General features: G+C 69.2%; 15 protein-coding genes. 1 reads left to right on the top strand and 14 read right to left on the bottom strand.

The window, feature by feature from the left end; translation table 11 throughout:
• Positions 1-12: 12 nt before the first annotated feature.
• From rpsS to rpoB, 12 genes are all read right to left on the bottom strand, one after another.
• Positions 13-294 carry a 30S ribosomal protein S19 gene (gene rpsS, locus PSD17_RS29580; protein WP_013677461.1) on the bottom strand — a complete coding sequence of 94 codons (282 nt, stop codon included), beginning with the start codon at positions 292-294 and terminating at the stop codon, positions 13-15.
• Between the two features lie 16 nt (positions 295-310).
• On the bottom strand, positions 311-1,144 hold the full coding sequence (gene rplB / locus PSD17_RS29575) for a 50S ribosomal protein L2 (protein WP_013677462.1): 834 nt from the start codon (positions 1,142-1,144) through the stop codon (positions 311-313).
• Positions 1,145-1,160: 16 nt separating this feature from the next.
• Positions 1,161-1,460 (bottom strand): 50S ribosomal protein L23, encoded by a 300-nt coding sequence (gene rplW / locus PSD17_RS29570; protein ID WP_013677463.1) that lies wholly within the window; start codon positions 1,458-1,460, stop codon positions 1,161-1,163.
• On the bottom strand, positions 1,457-2,383 hold the full coding sequence (gene rplD / locus PSD17_RS29565; RefSeq protein WP_013677464.1) for a 50S ribosomal protein L4, sunset domain variant: 927 nt from the start codon (positions 2,381-2,383) through the stop codon (positions 1,457-1,459). The genes rplW and rplD overlap by 4 nt, the downstream gene beginning before the upstream one ends.
• On the bottom strand, positions 2,383-3,036 hold the full coding sequence (gene rplC / locus PSD17_RS29560) for a 50S ribosomal protein L3 (RefSeq protein WP_013677465.1): 654 nt from the start codon (positions 3,034-3,036) through the stop codon (positions 2,383-2,385). Before rplC ends, rplD begins: the two co-directional genes overlap by 1 nt.
• A 13-nt stretch (positions 3,037-3,049) precedes the next feature.
• Complete coding sequence (gene rpsJ, locus PSD17_RS29555; RefSeq protein ID WP_003938093.1) at positions 3,050-3,355, bottom strand: 30S ribosomal protein S10; 306 nt, start codon at positions 3,353-3,355, stop codon at positions 3,050-3,052.
• Positions 3,356-3,707: 352 nt separating this feature from the next.
• Positions 3,708-4,901 carry an elongation factor Tu gene (tuf, locus tag PSD17_RS29550; protein WP_013677466.1) on the bottom strand — a complete coding sequence of 398 codons (1,194 nt, stop codon included), beginning with the start codon at positions 4,899-4,901 and terminating at the stop codon, positions 3,708-3,710.
• A 142-nt stretch (positions 4,902-5,043) separates the two neighbouring features.
• A complete protein-coding gene (gene fusA / locus PSD17_RS29545; RefSeq protein WP_013677467.1) occupies positions 5,044-7,143 on the bottom strand; it encodes an elongation factor G in 2,100 nt (699 codons plus the stop codon).
• Between the two features lie 44 nt (positions 7,144-7,187).
• Positions 7,188-7,658 carry a 30S ribosomal protein S7 gene (gene rpsG / locus PSD17_RS29540; protein WP_013677468.1) on the bottom strand — a complete coding sequence of 157 codons (471 nt, stop codon included), beginning with the start codon at positions 7,656-7,658 and terminating at the stop codon, positions 7,188-7,190.
• Positions 7,658-8,032, bottom strand: a complete 375-nt coding sequence (gene rpsL, locus PSD17_RS29535) for a 30S ribosomal protein S12 (protein WP_013677469.1) — start codon at positions 8,030-8,032, stop codon at positions 7,658-7,660. Before rpsL ends, rpsG begins: the two co-directional genes overlap by 1 nt.
• A 686-nt stretch (positions 8,033-8,718) precedes the next feature.
• On the bottom strand, positions 8,719-12,621 hold the full coding sequence (locus PSD17_RS29530) for a DNA-directed RNA polymerase subunit beta' (protein ID WP_013677470.1): 3,903 nt from the start codon (positions 12,619-12,621) through the stop codon (positions 8,719-8,721).
• 42 nt (positions 12,622-12,663) lie between these two features.
• Positions 12,664-16,191, bottom strand: a complete 3,528-nt coding sequence (rpoB, locus tag PSD17_RS29525) for a DNA-directed RNA polymerase subunit beta (RefSeq protein WP_013677471.1) — start codon at positions 16,189-16,191, stop codon at positions 12,664-12,666.
• Positions 16,192-17,237: 1,046 nt separating this feature from the next.
• Between rpoB and PSD17_RS29520 the strand changes: the two genes are divergently transcribed.
• Positions 17,238-18,926 (top strand): class I adenylate-forming enzyme family protein, encoded by a 1,689-nt coding sequence (locus tag PSD17_RS29520; protein WP_339125702.1) that lies wholly within the window; start codon positions 17,238-17,240, stop codon positions 18,924-18,926.
• An 83-nt stretch (positions 18,927-19,009) separates the two neighbouring features.
• Here the strand turns inward: PSD17_RS29520 and rplL are convergent, their stop codons facing one another.
• Complete coding sequence (gene rplL, locus PSD17_RS29515; protein WP_013677473.1) at positions 19,010-19,402, bottom strand: 50S ribosomal protein L7/L12; 393 nt, start codon at positions 19,400-19,402, stop codon at positions 19,010-19,012.
• A 63-nt stretch (positions 19,403-19,465) separates the two neighbouring features.
• Positions 19,466-20,041, bottom strand: coding sequence for a 50S ribosomal protein L10 (gene rplJ, locus PSD17_RS29510; RefSeq protein ID WP_013677474.1), 576 nt, complete (start codon positions 20,039-20,041; stop codon positions 19,466-19,468).
• Between the last annotated feature and the right edge of the window lie 202 nt (positions 20,042-20,243).

The raw sequence follows: 20,243 nt of genomic DNA, 5'->3' as shown, positions 1-20,243 counted from the left end.
ACTCGTGTCCGCTCAGCGCCTGCGCGCCTTGCGGTCGTCCTTGATGTGGCCCCGGAAGGTCCGCGTGGGCGCGAACTCCCCCAGCTTGTGGCCGACCATCGCGTCCGACACGAACACCGGCACGTGCTTGCGGCCGTCGTGCACCGCGATCGTGTGGCCGATCATGTCGGGGATGATGGTGGACCGGCGGGACCAGGTCCGGATGACGGTCTTCTTGCCCGACTCGTTGAGCGCGTCCACCTTCTTGAGCAGGTGGTCGTCCACGAACGGGCCCTTCTTCAGGCTGCGCGGCATGTCTTTACCTCCCTGCTCAGCGCTTCTTGCCGGTACGACGCCGGCGGACGATCAACTTGTCGGACGGCTTGGTGCGGCGGGTACGCCCCTCGGGCTTGCCGTTGGGGTTGACCGGGTGGCGACCACCGGAGGTCTTGCCCTCACCACCACCGTGCGGGTGGTCGACCGGGTTCATGGCGACACCGCGGACGGTCGGGCGCTTGCCCTTCCACCGCATGCGGCCTGCCTTGCCCCAGTTGATGTTGGCGTGCTCGCTGTTGCCCACCTCGCCGATCGTCGCGCGGCAGCGGACGTCGACGTTGCGGATCTCGCCGGACGGCATGCGCAGCTGCGCGTAGGGCCCGTCCTTCGCGACCAGCTGGACGCTCGACCCCGCGGAGCGGGCGATCTTCGCGCCGCCGCCGGGGCGGAGCTCGATCGCGTGCACCACGGTGCCGGTCGGGATGTTGCGCAGCGGCAGGTTGTTGCCGACCTTGATGTCGGCCTTCGGACCGGCCTCGACCTTGTCGCCCTGCTTGAGCCGCGCCGGCGCGATGATGTAGCGCTTCTCGCCGTCGGCGTAGTGCAGCAGCGCGATGCGCGACGTGCGGTTCGGGTCGTACTCGATGTGCGCGACCTTGGCCGGGATGCCGTCCTTGTCGTTGCGCCGGAAGTCGATCAGCCGGTACGCACGCTTGTGACCGCCACCCTGGTGGCGCGTGGTCACCTTGCCGTGTGCGTTGCGGCCGCCCTTGTTGTGCAGCGGACGCAGCAGCGACTTCTCCGGTGTGGAACGCGTGATCTCGGCGAAGTCGGAGACACTCGAGCCGCGGCGCCCGGGAGTGGTCGGCTTGTACTTGCGGATACCCATGGGTCTGCTCGCTCCCTCAGCTCGCCCGGCCGCCGAACACGTCGATCGCCTTGCTGTCCTCGGACAGCGTGACGATCGCGCGCTTGGTGTCCTTGCGCTTGCCGTAGCCGGTGCGGGAGCGCTTGCGCTTGCCCGGGCGGTTCAGCGTGTTGACGCTGAGCACCTTGACCCCGAACACCTTCTCCACGGCGATCTTGATCTGGGTCTTGTTCGCGTCCGGGCGGACGACGAAGGTGTACTGGCGCTCGTCGAGCAGCCCGTAGCTCTTCTCCGACACCACCGGCGCGAGCAGGATGTCGCGCGGATCCGCGATCACTTGCTCTCCTCCTCAGCGACCTTGCGCTGCGACGCCGGCAGGGCGAAGCCCGCGGCCTCCGCGTCCGCCTCCGTGGCGAACCACACCTCGGCGACCGTGCGGTCGTAGAAGGCGGAGCCCGGCACGTGGTACAGCTTCGAGTCCTCGTTGCCCTTGATCGGGAAGCCCTCGGGGGCGACCGACACGTCGTCGAGCGGCGCGTGGCTGCCGGGACCGTGCGGTGCCGGGGCGCTGCCCGCGGCGTCGGCCTTGAGCAGGCCGACCTTCGCGGCGCGGCGCTTCGACGGCGCGGCCGCGACGGGGCCGGCGAGGAAGGCCTCGAGCGCCGCCGACGTGAACAGCACGTCGTCGTTGACCAGCACGTCGTAGGTGTTGAGCTGGTCGGGCGCGATCAGGTGCACCTGCGGCAGGTTGCGCAGGCTCAGCAGGTTCACCGAGTCGTCGCGGTCGACGACCGCGAGCACCCGCGCCTCGGCGCCGACGACGGCCTCGAGCGCCTGGCGCGCGGCCTTCGTCGAGGGGGTGTCGCCGGTGACGATGGTCGACACGACGTGCACGCGACCGCCACGGGCTCGGTCGGAGAGGGCGCCACGCAGGGCGGCGGCCTTCATCTTCTTCGGGGTGCGCTGCGAGTAGTCGCGCGGCGTGGGGCCGTGCACGACGCCACCACCGGTGAACTGCGGCGCGCGGACCGAGCCCTGGCGGGCGCGGCCGGTGCCCTTCTGGCGGTAGGGCTTGCGGCCACCGCCGCGGACCTCGCCGCGGGTCTTGGTGTCGTGCGTGCCCTGGCGGGCCGCGGCCTGCTGGGCCACGACGACCTGGTGCATCAGCGGGATGTTCGCGGTCACGTCGAAGACGTGGCCGGGCAGCTCGACGCTGCCGTCCTTCTCGCCCGCGGCGTTCTTGACGTCGACGGAGCTCATTACTTCGCACCACCCTTCGCGGCCGTCTTGACGACGACCAGGGCGCCGCGCGGACCGGGCACGGCGCCCTTGATCAGCAGCAGGCCGCGCTCGGCGTCGACGCGGTGGACGGTGAGGTTCTGCGTGGTGACCCGCACCGAACCCATGCGACCGGCCATGCGCAGGCCCTTGAAGACGCGGCCCGGGGTCGCGCAGCCGCCGATGGAACCCGGCGAGCGGTGCTTGCGCTGGGTGCCGTGGCTGGCGCCGAGGCCCTTGAAGTTGTGCCGCTTCATGACACCGGCGTAGCCCTTGCCCTTGCTGGTGCCGACGACGTCGACAACGGCACCGGGCTCGAACACCTCGGCGGTGATCTCCTGACCGAGGGAGTACTCGCCCGCGTCGGTGGTGCGCAGCTCGACGGTGTAGCGCCGCGGCGTGACGCCGGCCTTGGCGAAGTGGCCCGTCTCGGGCTTGTTCACCCGGCGCGGGTCGACCGCGCCGAAGGCCAGCTGGACGGCGACGTAGCCGTCGGTCTCCTGGGACCGGATCTGGGTCACGACATTGGGTCCGGCCTGGACCACGGTGACCGGGACGACCCGGTTGTTCTCGTCGAATACCTGGGTCATCCCGAGCTTCTTGCCCAGGATCCCGGTGATCTGCCTGTCAGTCATCGCCTGGTCAGCCCTACTGGATGTTCACGTCGACGCTCGCCGGCAGGTCGATGCGCATGAGCGCGTCGACCGTCTTCGGCGTCGGGTCGAGGATGTCGATCAGCCGCTTGTGGGTGCGCATCTCGAAGTGCTCGCGCGAGTCCTTGTACTTGTGCGGCGAGCGGATGACGCAGTACACGTTCTTCTCGGTCGGCAGCGGCACCGGCCCGACGACCCGGGCACCGGTGCGCGTCACCGTCTCGACGATCTTTCGAGCGGACGCGTCGATGGCCTCGTGGTCGTAGGCCTTGAGCCTGATGCGGATCTTCTGTCCCGCCATGTCCTCGGTCGTCCTCTTCTTCCTACCGCTGCTTCACGGTTCACCGGGTCGCGCCCGCGAGGAGCCCCTCACCCGCTCTCGCCCTCCGGCGGCCATGGGCCACCGCTCGTTCCTCGGGCTCGCGCTCTGTTCAGGTCTCACTCCGTGGGCTCCGGTCCACGAGGTCGGGCGTGTCGCGCTCGTCCTGCAGACTGGTCCCCGGGTCACGTGCACCCCACCGGGGGATGCTCGAAGTGCTGCTCGGGGGCTGGCATTGAACGCGGCGCGCGGGAGATGAGTCCCGCGCGCCGCGGTCGACGCGCAACCCGTCAAGGATGCCACACCGCGGTGCGGCGCCCTCGACCGGGGGTACTTACTTGTTGATCTTGGTGACCTGGCCGGCACCGACGGTCCGACCACCCTCGCGGATGGCGAACTGCAGGCCCTCCTCCATGGCGATCGGCTGGATCAGCGCGACGCTCATGGTGGTGTTGTCGCCGGGCATGACCATCTCGGTGCCCGACGGCAGGGTCACGACGCCCGTCACGTCCGTGGTACGGAAGTAGAACTGCGGGCGGTAGTTGTTGAAGAACGGCGTGTGCCGGCCGCCCTCGTCCTTGGACAGGATGTAGACCTGGCCCTCGAACTCGGTGTGCGGGGTGATCGAGCCGGGCTTCACGACGACCTGGCCGCGCTCGACGTCCTCGCGCTTGATGCCGCGGAGCAGCAGACCGACGTTCTCACCCGCGCGGCCCTCGTCGAGCAGCTTGCGGAACATCTCGACACCGGTGACGGTGGTCGAGGTCGACTTCTCGCGGATGCCGACGATCTCGACGGTCTCGTTGACCTTGACGATGCCGCGCTCGATACGGCCGGTGACGACCGTGCCGCGACCGGTGATCGTGAAGACGTCCTCGATCGGCATGAGGAACGGCTTGTCGGTGTCGCGCTCGGGCTCCGGGATGGCCTCGTCGACGGCGTCCATCAGCTCGAGGAGCTTGGCGCCCCACTCGGCGTCGCCCTCGAGGGCCTTGAGGGCCGAGACGCGCACGATCGGCAGGTCGTCGCCCGGGTACTCCTGCGACGACAGCAGCTCGCGGACCTCCAGCTCGACGAGCTCGAGGATCTCCTCGTCGTCGACCATGTCGGCCTTGTTCAGCGCGACCACGATGTAGGGCACGCCGACCTGGCGGGCGAGCAGCACGTGCTCACGCGTCTGCGGCATCGGGCCGTCGGTCGCCGCGACCACGAGGATGGCGCCGTCCATCTGCGCCGCACCCGTGATCATGTTCTTGATGTAGTCGGCGTGACCGGGGCAGTCGACGTGCGCGTAGTGCCGCTTCTCGGTCTGGTACTCGACGTGCGCGATCGAGATCGTGATGCCGCGCTGACGCTCCTCGGGAGCCTTGTCGATGTTCTCGAACGCCGAGGCCTCGTTGAGGTCCGGGTACTTGTCGTGCAGAACCTTGGTGATGGCCGCCGTCAGCGTGGTCTTGCCGTGGTCGATGTGACCGATCGTGCCGATGTTGACGTGCGGCTTGGTCCGCTCGAACTTCGCCTTCGCCACTGCAGTGTCCTCCTGGACTGAGTTCCTTGTGTCCGCCGTGCTGACGGCAGGTCTTGGGTGGTGGAGCCGGGGTCCGGCGCCGGGTGGTGACGGGTGACGAGCCACCGGGCCGCGGACCTTACAGGTCCGCGGCCGATGCCTCTTACTCGCCCGTCGCCTTCGCGATGATCTCCTTGGCCACGTTGGTCGGAACCTCCGCGTAGGAGTCGAAGACCATCGTGTAGTTGGCCCGGCCCTGGGTCCGCGACCGCAGGTCGCCGACGTAGCCGAACATCTCCGACAGCGGGACCAGCGCCTTGACGATCCGGGCGCCCGCCCGCTCCTCCATGGCCTGGATCTGGCCACGGCGGGAGTTCAGGTCGCCGATCACGTCGCCCATGTAGTCCTCGGGCGTCGTGACCTCGACGGCCATCATCGGCTCGAGAATGGCCGGGTCGGCCTTGCGGGCCGCCTCCTTGAGCGCCATCGAGCCTGCCACCTTGAACGCCATCTCGGACGAGTCGACCTCGTGGTACTGACCGTCGAGCAGCGTCACCTTGATGCCGGTCAGCGGGTAGCCCGCCAGCACGCCGTACTGCATGGCGTCCTGGGCGCCGGCGTCCACGGACGGGATGTACTCCCGCGGCACGCGACCACCGGTGACCTTGTTCTCGAACTCGTACAGCGCACCGTCGGCCGTGTCGAGCGGCTCGAGCTTGATGATGACGCGGGCGAACTGGCCCGAGCCACCGGTCTGCTTCTTGTGCGTGTACTCGTACTTGTCGACCGTCCGGCGGATCGTCTCGCGGTAGGCGACCTGCGGCTTGCCGATGTTGGCCTCGACCTTGAACTCGCTCTTCATGCGGTTGACCAGCACCTCGAGGTGCAGCTCACCCATGCCGGCGAGGATGGTCTGACCCGTCTCGTCGTCGAGGGAGACCTGGAACGTCGGGTCCTCCTCGGCGAGCTTCTGGATCGCCGTCGACAGCTTCTCCTGGTCGGCCTTCGTCTTCGGCTCCACGGCGACCTGGATGACCGGGTCCGGGAACGTCATCGACTCGAGCACGATCGGGGCCTGCGGGTCGCTCAGGGTGTCACCGGTGGTGGTGTCCTTGAGCCCGATGACCGCGTAGATGTGGCCGACAAGGGCCTCGTCGACCGGGTTCTCCTTGTTGGCGTGCATCTGGAAGATCTTCCCGATGCGCTCCTTGCGGTCCTTGGTCGAGTTCACGACCTGGGCGCCCGCGGCGACCCGACCCGAGTAGACCCGGATGTAGGTCAGCTTGCCGAAGAACGGGTGCGCGGCGATCTTGAAGGCCAGCGCCGAGAACGGCTCGTCCTTCTCCGGCTTGCGGCTGGCCGCGGTCTCGCCGTCGGGCAGCGTGCCCTCGACCGGCGGGAGGTCGATCGGGGACGGCAGGTAGTCGATCACCGCGTCGAGCAGGGGCTGGACACCCTTGTTCTTGAACGCCGACCCGCACAGCACCGGGTAGGCGCTGCGCTGGTTGACGATCCGGCGGATGCCGTGCTTGATCTGCTCGGTGGTGAACTCCTCGCCGCCGAGGTAGGCCTCCATCAGGTCGTCGTCGGTCTCGGCGACGGCCTCGACGAGCGCGGTGCGGTACTCCTCCGCGCGCTCCTGCAGGTCGGCCGGGATCTCCTCGACCGCGTAGTCCTCGCCCTTCTGGACCTCGCCGCGCCAGGTGAGGGCACGCATCTCGACAAGGTCGATGACGCCGATGAAGTCGTTCTCCGAGCCGATGGGCAGCTGGATCGGCAGCGGCTTGGCGCCGAGCCGGTCCTGGATCGTGCCGACGGTGAAGTAGAAGTCCGCGCCCAGCTTGTCCATCTTGTTGACGAAGCAGATGCGGGGGACGTCGTACTTGGTGGCCTGCCGCCAGACCTGCTCGGACTGCGGCTCGACCCCCTCCTTGCCGTCGAAGACCGCCACGGCCCCGTCGAGCACCCGCAGGTTGCGCTCCACCTCGACGGTGAAGTCGACGTGCCCGGGGGTGTCGATCAGGTTGATCTGGTGGTCCTTCCAGAAGCAGGTCGTCGCGGCGGACGTGATCGTGATGCCGCGCTTCTGCTCCTCCTCCATCCAGTCCATCGTGGCCGCGCCGTCGTGGACCTCACCGATCTTGTAGTTGATCCCGGTGTAGAACAGGATCCGCTCGGTGGTGGTGGTCTTGCCGGCATCGATGTGCGCCATGATGCCGATGTTTCGGACCTTGCCCAGGTCCGTCAGCACGTCCCGTGCCACTGTCAGCTCTCTCCCTCAGCGGTTGGCGCGGACGATCGGGCCCGTCACCAGCGGTAGTGGGCGAAGGCCTTGTTGGACTCCGCCATCTTGTGCATGTCCTCGCGCCGCTTGACGCTGGCGCCGAGGCCGTTGCTCGCGTCGAGGAGCTCGTTCATGAGTCGCTCGACCATGGTCTTCTCGCGGCGCTGCCCGGCGTAGGACACCAGCCAGCGCAGGCCCAGCGTCGTCTGCCGGGTGGCGCGGACCTCGACCGGGACCTGGTAGGTCGCGCCACCGACACGGCGGCTGCGGACCTCGAGGGCCGGCTTCACGTTGTCCAGCGCCCGCTTCAGCGTGACGACGGGATCGGTGCCGGTCTTCTCCCGGGTGCCCTCGAGCGCGGCGTAGACGATGCGCTCGGCGAGGGAACGCTTGCCGTCCTTGAGGACCTTGTTCACCAGCTGGGTGACCAGCGGCGAGCTGTACACGGGGTCGGAGACCAACGGCCGCTTCGGTGCGGGGCCCTTGCGGGGCATCAGCTCTTCTCCTTCTTCGCGCCGTAGCGGCTGCGGGCCTGCTTGCGGTTCTTGACGCCCTGCGTGTCGAGCGAACCGCGGACGATCTTGTAGCGGACGCCGGGCAGGTCCTTCACACGGCCGCCACGCACGAGCACGATGCTGTGCTCCTGAAGGTTGTGGCCCTCACCCGGGATGTAGGCCGTGACCTCGATCAGGCTGGACAGGCGGACGCGGGCGACCTTGCGCAGCGCGGAGTTCGGCTTCTTGGGGGTCGTCGTGTACACGCGCGTGCAGACCCCGCGGCGCTGGGGGCTGCCCTTGAGCGCGGCGGTCTTGGTCTTGGCGACCTTGTCCTGGCGGCCCTTGCGGACCAGCTGCTGGATCGTGGGCATGGACCGTGTGCTTCTTCCCGTCGGCGTGCTCGGCTGAACTTGCTCGTGCTGTTCGGGGCACGAGGGACCCTGAGGTTCCTGTATCCCGAGGTCGGGCGTGTCGCGCTCGGCGAGCCCCGCTCCAGGGCGGGGAAACCCTGACGGGAGTCCGAGCGGCCGTGGTCTTGGCCGACCTGCACTGCCAGACCCTGAGACGTACCTCTGGGGGCCGGCGCGCCGGAACGACGGACACACGGAGCTACCCGACCATGGTCGAGCGCAAGACAACAGAGTACCCGGCCCTTGTCGAGAGGGTCAAAACGGGTCCGCTGTCGGCGACGGTCGGTCCCCGCAGCGTGCCCGAACGGCGTCGTACCCGCAAGCCGACTCACCCGCTCGCCGCTCGCGACCGCCCGCTCGTCGCACTTCTCACCCTGCTCCAGCAGGATCAACGCGCGCCGTTCCGCGAGAATTCCCCGCCTCGTCCCGCGCCTGCCGGCGCCGGGTCCGGCACCGTCGTCCCGGCTCCCGGACGTGAGAGCGGCCACTGCCCGTCCGCGTCGGCACTGAACGACGTGCCTGCCGGCCCTCGGATCCGGGCCGTGGAACGCCGAACGGGGCCGGACACCGCCACGGGAGAGCAGTGCCCGGCCCCGTCCGGGACCGTCCTCGGCCGGGGCCCGCCGTCGCGGGCCCCGTCGCGACACCTACCGGTAGTCGCGCCCGAAGTCGTAGTCGTCCAGCGGCACCGCGGCACCGGTCCCCGTGCCGAACACGTCGGGGCTGTAGTAGCCGTCGTCGTAGTTCGGCAGCGCGTAGGCGGCCGCGCGGGCCTCCTCCGTCGGCTGGACCTGGATGTTGCGGTACCGGCCGATGCCCGTACCGGCCGGGATCAGCTTGCCGATGATCACGTTCTCCTTGAGCCCGACGAGCTTGTCGCGCTTTCCGTTGATCGCGGCATCGGTGAGGATGCGGGTGGTCTCCTGGAACGAGGCCGCGGACAGCCACGACTCCGTCGCCAGCGAGGCCTTGGTGATCCCCATGAGCACCGGGCGGCCGGAGGCCGGCTCGTTGCCCTCGGCGACCACCCGACGGTTCTCCGACTCGAACTCGCCGCGCTCGGCGAGCGCACCCGGCAGGAACTCCGTGGCACCCGAGTCGATGATCGTCACCCGGCGCAGCATCTGCCGGACGATGACCTCGATGTGCTTGTCGTGGATGTCCACGCTCTGCGTGCGGTACACCTTCTGCACCTCACGCACCAGGTGCAGCTGCACCTCGCGCGGGCCCATGACACGCAGCACCTCGTGCGGGTCGGCCGTGCCCTCGAGGAGCAGCTGGCCCACCTGGACGTGGTCGCCGTCGGCCAGCGGACGCTCCTGGCCGTCGACCGTGGTCATCGCCAGCCACTGCCGCTTGGACAGCTTCTCGTAGACGATCTCCTCGCCGCCGTCGTCCGGGGTGAGGGTGATCTTCCAGAAGCGGTCGCCGTCCTCGATGCGGATGCGGCCGTCGACGTCGGCGATCGGCGCCTTGCCCTTGGGGACCCGGGCCTCGAAGAGCTCGGTGACACGGGGCAGACCGGTCGTGATGTCGTCGCCCGCGACGCCACCCTGGTGGAACGTACGCATCGTCAGCTGCGTACCGGGCTCACCGATCGACTGCGCGGCGACGATGCCGACGGCCTCGCCGACGTCGACCAGCTTGCCGGTGGCCATCGAGCGGCCGTAGCACATCGCGCAGATGCCCGTGGCGGACTCGCAGGTCAGGGCGCTGCGCACCTTGATCTGCCGGACACCTGCCGCCACGAGGGCGTCGAGCGCCGGGTCGCCCAGGTCGCCACCCTTGGCGACGATGACCTCGCCGTCGGGACCGACGACCTCCTCCGCCGAGCAGCGCGCGTACACCGACGTGCGGATGTAGCGGTGCGGGATGAGGCGGCCGTCGCTGGTCTCCTCGGTGACGGCCATGGCGACCGAGCGCGAGGTGCCGCAGTCGATCTCGCGGACGATGACGTCCTGCGACACGTCGACCAGACGACGGGTCAGGTAGCCGGAGTCGGCGGTCCGCAGCGCGGTGTCCGCCAGACCCTTGCGGGTGCCGTGGGTGGAGATGAAGTACTCCAGCACCGACAGGCCCTCACGGAAGTTGGCCTTGATCGGGCGGGGGATGTACTCACCCTTGGGGTTGGCGACCAGACCACGCATACCGGCGAGCTGCCGGACCTGGGTCATGTTGCCCGCCGCCCCGGACTTCACGATCGTGGGGATCGGGTTGTCCTCGGGGAAGTTGTCCTCCATGGCCTTGGCGACCTCTTCGGACGCCTGGGTCCAGATCTTGACCATCTCGTCGTTGCGCTCCTGGTGGCTGAGTGCACCACGCTGGTAGCGCTTGTTGACCTGGTCGGCCTTGGCCTCGTAGCCGTCGAGGATCTCCTGCTTGTTCGGCGGGACCACGACGTCGTCGATCGCCATCGTGACGCCGGACCGGGTGGCCCAGTAGAAGCCGGCGTCCTTGAGGCGGTCGAGGCACTGCGCGACCTCGGTCATCGAGTACCGCTCGGCCAGGTCGTTGATGATCGCGGCCTGACGCTTCTTGGGCAGCGGCTCGTTGACGAACGGGTACCCGGCCGGGAGAAGCTCGTTGAACAGCACACGGCCCAGCGTCGTCTCCGCCAGCCAGACCTCGCCGTCCTCGAGCTCGACGCCGGCGACCGGCGTCACCCCGGGGAGCCGGATCTTGATCGGCGCCTGCAGGTGGAGGACCTTGCGGTCGTAGGCCATGATCGCCTCGGCGACCGAGCCGTAGATGTTGCCGTCGCCGGTCGCGCCGGGGCGCTCGCGGGTCAGGTGGAACAGCCCCGTGACCATGTCCAGACGCGGCATGGCCAGCGGCCGGCCCGACGCGGGCGAGAGGATGTTGTTGCTCGAGAGCATCAGCACCCGGGCCTCGGACTGCGCCTCGGCCGACAGCGGCAGGTGCACCGCCATCTGGTCACCGTCGAAGTCCGCGTTGAACGCCTCGCAGACCAGCGGGTGCAGCTGGATGGCCTTGCCCTCCACCAGCTGCGGCTCGAAGGCCTGGATGCCGAGGCGGTGCAGCGTCGGTGCGCGGTTGAGCAGCACGGGGTGCTCGGAGATGACCTCCTCGAGCACGTCCCACACCTGCGAGCGGCCGCGCTCGACCATCCGCTTGGCGGACTTGATGTTCTGCGCGTGGTTGAGGTCGACCAGGCGCTTCATCACGAACGGCTTGAACAGCTCCAGCGCCATCTGCTTGGGCAGGCCGCACTGGTGCAGCTTCAGCTGCGGGCCGACGACGATGACCGAACGGCCCGAGTAGTCGACGCGCTTGCCGAGCAGGTTCTGGCGGAACCGGCCCTGCTTGCCCTTGAGCAGGTCGGACAGCGACTTGAGCGGGCGGTTGCCCGGACCGGTCACCGGCCGGCCGCGACGGCCGTTGTCGAACAGCGCGTCGACGGCCTCCTGCAGCATCCGCTTCTCGTTGTTGACGATGATCTCGGGCGCGCCGAGGTCGATCAGTCGCTTGAGGCGGTTGTTGCGGTTGATGACGCGGCGGTACAGGTCGTTCAGGTCGGACGTGGCGAAGCGGCCACCGTCGAGCTGCACCATCGGGCGCAGGTCCGGCGGGATGACCGGGACGCAGTCGAGCACCATGCCCATCGGCGAGTTGCCGGTGGACTGGAACGCGGCGACGACCTTGAGCCGCTTGAGGGCGCGCAGCTTCTTCTGCCCCTTGCCCGAGCGGATCGTCTCGCGCAGGTTCTCGGCCTCGGCCTCGATGTCGAAGGTCTCCAGCAGCTTCTGGATCGCCTCGGCACCCATGGAGCCGGTGAAGTAGTCGCCGTAGCGGTCGTAGAGCTCGCGGTAGAGCCCCTCGTCCGCGATCAGCTGCTGGACGTCGAGCTTGGTGAACGTCGTCCAGATCTCGTCGAGCCGGTCGAGCTCGCGCTGCGCCCGGTCGCGGAGCTGGCGCATCTCGCGCTCGCCACCCTCCTTGACCTTGCGGCGGACGTCGCTCTTGGCGCCCTCGGCCTCGAGCTCGGCCAGATCGGCCTCGAGCTTCTGGGCGCGGGCCTCCAGGTCGGTGTCGCGGCGCTGCTCGACCTTCTTGCGCTCGACGGTCATCTCGTTCTCGAGCGTCGAGAGGTCCTGGTGGCGCAGCTCCGTGTTCACCGAGGTGATCACGTACGCGGCGAAGTAGATGATCTTCTCGAGGTCCTTGGGAGCCAGGTCGAGCAGGTAGCCCAGCCGGCTCGGGACGCCCTTGAAGTACCAGATGTGCGTGACCGGCGCGGCCAGCTCGATGTGGCCCATCCGCTCACGACGCACCTTGGCGCGAGTGACCTCGACGCCGCAACGCTCACAGATGATGCCCTTGAAGCGGACGCGCTTGTACTTGCCGCAGTAGCACTCCCAGTCGCGGGTCGGACCGAAGATCTTCTCGCAGAAGAGCCCGTCCTTCTCCGGCTTCAGGGTGCGGTAGTTGATGGTCTCCGGCTTCTTGACCTCGCCGTGCGACCACTGGCGGATGTCCTCGGCGGTGGCCAGGCCGATGCGCAGCTCGTCGAAGAAGTTGACGTCGAGCACTATGTGAGTCCTCTGTTCCTTCGTTACTCGGCTCTGGGCAGGTCAGTTGACGACGTCGTCGACGGTGATGGAGTCCGACCCCGGGCGGCTGGACAGGTTGATGCCCAGGTTCGCCGCGGCCCGCTCCAGGTCCTCGTCGTCGGAGTCGCGCATCTCGATCGCCGCACCGTCGCTGGAGAGCACCTCGACGTTCAGGCACAGCGACTGGAGCTCCTTGAGGAGCACCTTGAACGACTCCGGAATGCCCGGCTCGGGGATGTTCTCCCCCTTGACGATCGCCTCGTAGACCTTGACCCGGCCCACCACGTCGTCGGACTTGATGGTGAGCAGCTCCTGCAGGGTGTAGGCAGCGCCGTACGCCTGCATCGCCCAGCACTCCATCTCACCGAAGCGCTGGCCACCGAACTGGGCCTTACCGCCGAGCGGCTGCTGGGTGATCATCGAGTACGGGCCCGTCGAGCGCGCGTGGATCTTGTCGTCGACCAGGTGCGCGAGCTTCAGGATGTACATGTAGCCCACCGCGACCGGGAACGGGTACGGCTCGCCGGAACGCCCGTCGAACAGCTGGGCCTTGCCGTCGGGACCGACCATGCGGTCGCCGTCGCGGTTGGGGCGCGTCGAGGCCAGCAGACCGGTGATCTCGTGCTCCTTGGCACCGTCGAACACGGGCGTGGCCGTGTTCGTGTTCGGCGCGACGGAGTAGAGCTCCTCGGGCATCTTCGACGCCCACTCGGGTGTGCCCTCGATCTCCCAGCCGGACTTGGCGATCCACCCGAGGTGGGTCTCCAGGACCTGGCCGATGTTCATACGACGCGGGACACCGTGGGTGTTGAGGATGATGTCGACCGGCGTGCCGTCAGGCAGGAAGGGCATGTCCTCGGCGGGCAGGATCTTGCCGATGACGCCCTTGTTGCCGTGCCGGCCGGCGAGCTTGTCGCCGTCCTGGATCTTGCGCTTCTGCGCCACGTAGACGCGGACCAGCTCGTTGACGCCGGGCGCCAGCTCGTCCTCGTCGTCGCGGGAGAAGACCCGGATGCCGATGACCTTGCCGTTCTCGCCGTGCGGGACCTTCAGCGAGGTGTCGCGCACCTCGCGCGCCTTCTCGCCGAAGATCGCGCGGAGCAGGCGCTCCTCCGGGGTCAGCTCCGTCTCGCCCTTGGGCGTGACCTTGCCGACCAGGATGTCGCCGGGCTGGACCTCGGCGCCGATCCGGATGATGCCGCGCTCGTCGAGGTCGGCCAGGACCTCCTCGGAGACGTTCGGGATGTCCCGGGTGATCTCCTCGGCGCCCAGCTTGGTGTCGCGGGCGTCGATCTCGTGCTCCTCGATGTGGATCGACGTCAGCACGTCGTCCTGCACCAGGCGCTGCGAGAGGATGATCGCGTCCTCGTAGTTGTGGCCCTCCCACGGCATGATCGCCACGAGCAGGTTCTTGCCGAGCGCCATCTCGCCGTTCTCGGTGCACGGCCCGTCGGCCAGCACCTGGCCGACCTCGACCCGCTGCCCCTCGTCGACGATGGGCTTCTGGTTGTTGCAGGTGCCCTGGTTCGAGCGGCGGAACTTGTTGAGCCGGTAGGTCTGGCGGGTGCCCTCGTCGGCCATGACGGTGATGTAGTCGGCGCACAGCTCCTCGACCACACCGGCCTTCTCGGCCACCAGGACGTCGCCCGCGTCGACCGCGGCGCGCAGCTCCATGCCCGTGCCCACGAGCGGGGCCTCGCTGCGCAGCAGCGGGACCGACTGACGCTGCATGTTCGCGCCCATGAGGGCGCGGTTCGCATCGTCGTGCTCGAGGAACGGGATCAGGGCCGTCGCGACCGACACCATCTGCCGCGGCGAGACGTCGATGTACTCGACGCCCGTCGGCGGGATGAGGTCGACCTCGCCGCCCTTGCGGCGCACCAGGACGCGGTCCTCGGTGAAGGAGCCGTCGTCGTTCAGCGGCGCGTTGGCCTGCGCGATGACGAAGCGGTCCTCCTCGTCGGCGGTCAGGTAGTCGATCTGCTCCGTGACGACGCCGTCGACGACCTTGCGGTACGGCGTCTGGATGAAGCCGAACGGGTTGACCTGCGCGAACGTCGACAGCGAGCCGATCAGGCCGATGTTCGGACCCTCAGGGGTCTCGATCGGGCACATGCGGCCGTAGTGCGACGGGTGCACGTCGCGGACCTCGAAGCCCGCGCGCTCACGCGACAGACCGCCCGGGCCCAGCGCGGACAGCCGCCGCTTGTGGGTCAGACCGGCCAGCGGGTTGTGCTGGTCCATGAACTGCGACAGCTGCGACGTGCCGAAGAACTCCTTGATCGCGGCCACGACGGGCCGAATGTTGATCAGGGTCTGCGGCGTGATGGCCTCGACGTCCTGCGTCGTCATCCGCTCGCGGACGACGCGCTCCATCCGGGACAGGCCCACCCGGACCTGGTTCTGGATGAGCTCGCCGACGGTGCGCAGGCGCCGGTTGCCGAAGTGGTCGATGTCGTCGGTCTCGACGGGGACGACCTCGCCGGGGATGCCGGCCGTGCCGTTGCCGCCGCCCGCCATCGACGTCTCACCGGCGTGCAGCCGGACGAGGTACTCGATGGTAGTGGCGATGTCCTCCTCGGTCAGCGTGCCGACCGAGTTGTCGATGGCCAGGCCCAGCTTCTTGTTGGCCTTGTAGCGGCCGACCTTGGCCAGGTCGTAGCGCTTGTCCTTGAAGAACAGGTTCTCCAGCAGCGTCTGCGCGCTCTCCCGGGTGGGCGGCTCGCCCGGGCGCAGCTTGCGGTAGATGTCGAGCAGCGCCTCGTCCTGACCCGCGGTGTGGTCCTTCTCCAGCGTGGCCATGATCGTCTCGGAGAAGCCGAAGCGCTCCGAGATCTGCTCGTTGGTCCAGCCGAGCGCCTTGAGCAGCACCGTGACCGGCTGCCGGCGCTTGCGGTCGATGCGCACGCCGACGGTGTCGCGCTTGTCGACGTCGAACTCCAGCCACGCGCCGCGGCTGGGGATGATCTTGACCGAGTAGACGTCCTTCTCGGTCGTCTTGTCGATCGCGTGGTCGAAGTACACGCCGGGCGAACGGACGAGCTGCGACACGACGACGCGCTCGGTGCCGTTGATGATGAACGTGCCCTTGTCGGTCATCACGGGGAAGTCGCCCATGAACACCGTCTGGCTCTTGATCTCGCCGGTGGTGTTGTTGGTGAACTCCGCCGTGACGAACAGCGGGGCGCCGTAGGTCATGTCCTTGTCCCGGCACTCCTCGACGGAGGCCTTGACCTCGTCGAAGCGCGGGTCCGAGAAGGACAGGGACATGGACCCGGAGAAGTCCTCGATGGGGGAGATCTCCGCCAGGATCTCTTCGAGACCACCGACGGGGTTGTCGTCACCGGCGTCGATGCGACGCTGGAACCAGGCCTCGCTGCCGACCAGCCACTCGAAGGACTGGATCTGGAGATCGAGGAGGTCGGGCACCTCGAGCGGTTCGCGGATCTTCGCGAACGACACCCGGGTCGGCGCTCCCGGGAAGCTCGGGTTGGCCGAGACGGCGGAGCCGGGGGTCGCAGTGGTCACGGTGGCGCGGGAGACAGCCAAGATGCGTCCTTCCGAGAACTACGCTCTCGTCTGGCGTACACCGGCCCTCAGGCGCTACCGTCTGGTCGTCCCGCTCCGGGCAGGCGATCGTCGGGCTTGGTCGAGGATCGATGGACGCCGTCTGTTGTCGACGCGACACCTCTGACCAGGTTCCGAGTCCGCGGCCGGAACCGTCCCTGATGGGGAGCTCTCGACAGCGCGCACACGTCACCTGGGCGGAGGCAGCGCAAAGAGGCAGTCTAGCTGCAAATGCAGCCGCTGTCGAGATGGGTATCCGAGCTTCGCAGCTAGGGAACCATCGAGACCTAAGAGTGACCTGGCAGGCGCACCGAGTCAAGGCTCTACCCGTCGGTAAGTGGTCCCTTTCGCCGGACGACCGGTATTTCGCCCGGTCGAGCGGTAGGCCGAAGCGCACCGATACCCGCTGGACAACCCCTCGCGGTGGCCCGTCGACCGCCCGGCGGAGCCGTCGCGGACCCCCGGCGGGCGTTCGTCGATGCGACGGGCGGTGCGGTTGCCGCTGTCGTCACGCTCCGCGACGGCCGCCGGAGCATCGGCCGGCGCAGGACCGCGGCGACGCAGGACCGCGCCGACACAGGGCCGCGGCGACACAGGCACCGGCGACACAGGCACCGGCGACACAGGCACCGGCGGCACGGGCACCGGCGGCACGGGCACCGGCGGCACGGGCACCGGCGGCACAGCGCAGCCGCAGGGCACCGGCGGCACAGGCACCGGGCGCTGCTCTGTGCATCCGCACCGGCACTGCCGTCGTCCGCAACCTCATGGTCGCCCCCGGTTGCGCACAGGACCACAGGGTTGCGCACAGCCCGTCGTCGGCAACCTCGTGGTCGTCGCGGTGCGCGTCGGCAGCCGTGGGGTTGCACCCGGGAGAGGGCGGCACCGACGTGCGCTCCTGCATGGTCCCGGGCGGCTTGACACCGTCCGTGGGGCGGCTGACGATCGGGCCGCGCCGGCTCGATGCACCTGCATCACGGCGTCCCGGACGGCGACACGGAGGTCGCCGCACAGCGCGAAGGAGACCGATGGGCGCGTACGCCGACAGACCGTGGACGTCGAACTACGAGGCGGGGCAGCCGGCGACGATCAGCCCGCGGTTCACCGACGCACTCTCGATGTTCCGCGCGGGCGTCGACGAGGACCCCGACGGCGTCGCCATCCACTACTTCGACGGCTCCCTCACCCGCCGCGACGTCGACGGCCTGTCCGACGCCCTCGCGGCCGCCCTGCTCGACGCCGGCCTGGAGCCCGGCGGCCGCGTCGCGCTGTACCTGCAGAACGTGCCGCAGTTCGTCATCGGGCTCGTCGCCGTCTGGAAGGCCGGCGGCATCGCGGTCTCGGTCAACCCGATGAACCGCGAACGCGAGGTCGAGCTGCTGCTCAACGACTCCGGGTCGACCGTGCTGCTGACGCTGGAGTCGCTCTACCGCGACGTGGCCGCGTCGGTCGTCGGCGGCACGCCGGTGCACACCGTCGTCACGACGTCGGAGCTGGAGTACCAGTCCCGCAACGATCCCCGGCTCTTCGCGGGCGTCGAGCGCATCCCCGCCAAGGAGCAGACGGCGCCCGACGGGGTGACCGTCATGGACATGGCCGAGCTCCTCGACCGCTTCCGCGGCGCCACTCCCCCGCCGGTCACCCCCGCCCCGGGTGACACCGCGATGCTCACCTACACCTCCGGCACGACCGGTCCGCCGAAGGGCGCCATGAACGGCCACGGGAACATGGCCTTCAACGCCGACGCGTTCCGGCAGTGGTGCTCGATCGGCCCGGACGACGTCATCTACGGCGTCGCCCCGCTGTTCCACATCACCGGCCTCGTCGCCGACATCGCGCTCGCGATGCTCACCCGGGCCCCGCTGGTGCTGTTCCACCGCTTCGAGCCCGGCGTCGCGCTCGACGCCATCCGGGAGCACCGCCCGACGTTCACCGTCGCGTCGATCACGGTGTTCATCGCGCTGATGAACACCGAGGGCGCCACCGCCGAGGACTTCTCGTCGATGACGAAGCTGTGGTCGGGCGGGGCCCCGATCCCGCCGTCGACGGTCGAGGCGTTCGAGCGGCAGTTCGGCCGGTACGTGCACAACATCTACGGCCTCACCGAGACCACCTCCCCCACCCACGCCGTGCCCAGGGGGGCCGCCGCACCTGTCGACGAGGCCTCGGGCGCCCTGTCGGTCGGGCTGCCGTGGTTCGACACGGTCGCGCGCATCGTCGGCGACGACGGGCAGGAGCTGCCCGTCGGCGAGATCGGCGAGATCGCGATCAGCGGGCCGCAGGTCGTCGCGGGCTACTGGGGCAAGCCGGAGGAGACGGCCACGGCGTTCCCGGGCGGGGAGCTGCACACCGGCGACGTCGGCTACATGGACGCCCAGGGCTGGTTCTACATCGTCGACCGCAAGAAGGACCAGATCAACGCCGGGGGCTACAAGGTGTGGCCCCGTGAGGTCGAGGACGTCCTGTACGAGCACGAGGCGGTCCGGGAGGCGGCCGTCGTCGGCGTCCCCGACACCTACCGGGGCGAGACGGTCAAGGCGTTCGTGAGCCTGCGTCCCGGGCACGAGGTGACCCCGGAGGAGCTCATCGCCTTCGCGAAGGGCCGAATGGCGGCCTACAAGTACCCGCGCCTGGTGGAGATCCTCGACGAGATCCCGAAGGCGGCCTCGGGCAAGCTGCTGCGCCGCGAGCTGCGCGACCGCGCCGCGAAGGCCTGAGCGCGGCCCGACCCGCCCCTGCGACGCCGAAGGGCGGCACCGGAGCTCCGGTGCCGCCCTTCGGACGTGGTGCTGGTGCGACGTCAGCTCAGGCTGACCTTCGCGCCGGCCTCCTCGAGCTTCGCCTTGGCGGCCTCGGCCGCGTCCTTGGCGACACCCTCGAGGATCGGCTTCGGGGCCGACTCGACGAGGTCCTTGGCCTCCTTCAGGCCCAGGCCCGAGACGAGCTCGCGCACGACCTTGATGACCTGGATCTTCTTGTCGCCGGCGGCGTCGAGGACGACGTTGAACTCGTCCTTCTCGGCCTCGGCCTCGGCGGGGGCACCACCGGCGGCGGGGCCGGCAGCGGCCACGGCGACGGGGGCGGCGGCGGTGACCTCGAAGGTCTCCTCGAACTTCTTGACGAACTCGGACAGCTCGATGAGCGTCAGGTCCTTGAACGCGTCGAGCAGCTCGTCGGTGGACAGCTTCGCCATGATCGGCTCTCTTTCTCGAAGTACAGCGGTGGGTGGGGTGATCGGCTCTCGCCGGTCACCGAGTTACTCGGACGCCTCGGCGGCGGACTCGCTCGCGGCCTCGGCGGCGGGGGCTTCCCCACCCTCGGCGGCACGCTTGTCGGCCAGCGCCTGCGCGAGACGCGCGACCTGCGACGCGGGCGCCGCGAAGAGGCCGGCCGCCTTGGCCAGGTTGCCCTTCATCGCGCCGGCCAGCTTGGCCAGCAGGACCTCGCGGGACTCCAGGTCGGCGAGCTGGTTGACCTCGGTGACGGTCAGCGGGCGACCGTCCATGAAGCCGCCCTTGATCACCAGGCCCTGGTGCGCCTTGGCGAAGTCGCGCAGCGCCTTGGCCGCGTCGACGGGCTCGCCCTGGACGAAGGCGATGGCCGTCGGGCCGGTCAGCAGTGCGTCGAGACCCTCGACGCCCGCATCCGCAGCCGCCCGCTTCACCAGGGTGTTCTTGGCGACGCGGTACGTGGCGTCCGGGCCGAGCGAGCGGCGCAGCTCGGTGAGCTGGGCCGTGGTGAGGCCGCGGTACTCGGTGACCACCGAGGCGGTCGCGCCCCGGAACCGGTTGGCGATCTCGTCGACCGCCTCGACCTTGTCGGGTCGGGCCATCCCTGTGCCTCCTCTCGGTGTCGGTGCGATCCACCGCCTCCGACCCCCGAGGAACGACGAACGCCCCGGCGCAGGAGCGCACGGGGCGTACAGGCACGATCGGCCCGGAACCTCGTCCTCCTGCGCGGGCCGCCCGTGTGCACGGGACCTTCGTACGGGCCGGGACACTCACCCCGGCGCCGCAGACCTGCGGTCTTCGGTG

It is taken from the genome of Pseudonocardia sp. D17 (assembly GCF_036984265.1).
Taxonomy (GTDB): domain Bacteria; phylum Actinomycetota; class Actinomycetes; order Mycobacteriales; family Pseudonocardiaceae; genus Pseudonocardia; species Pseudonocardia benzenivorans.
The sequence above is the reverse complement of the archived record's forward strand: the minus strand, read 5'-3'. Positions and strand labels throughout refer to the sequence as shown.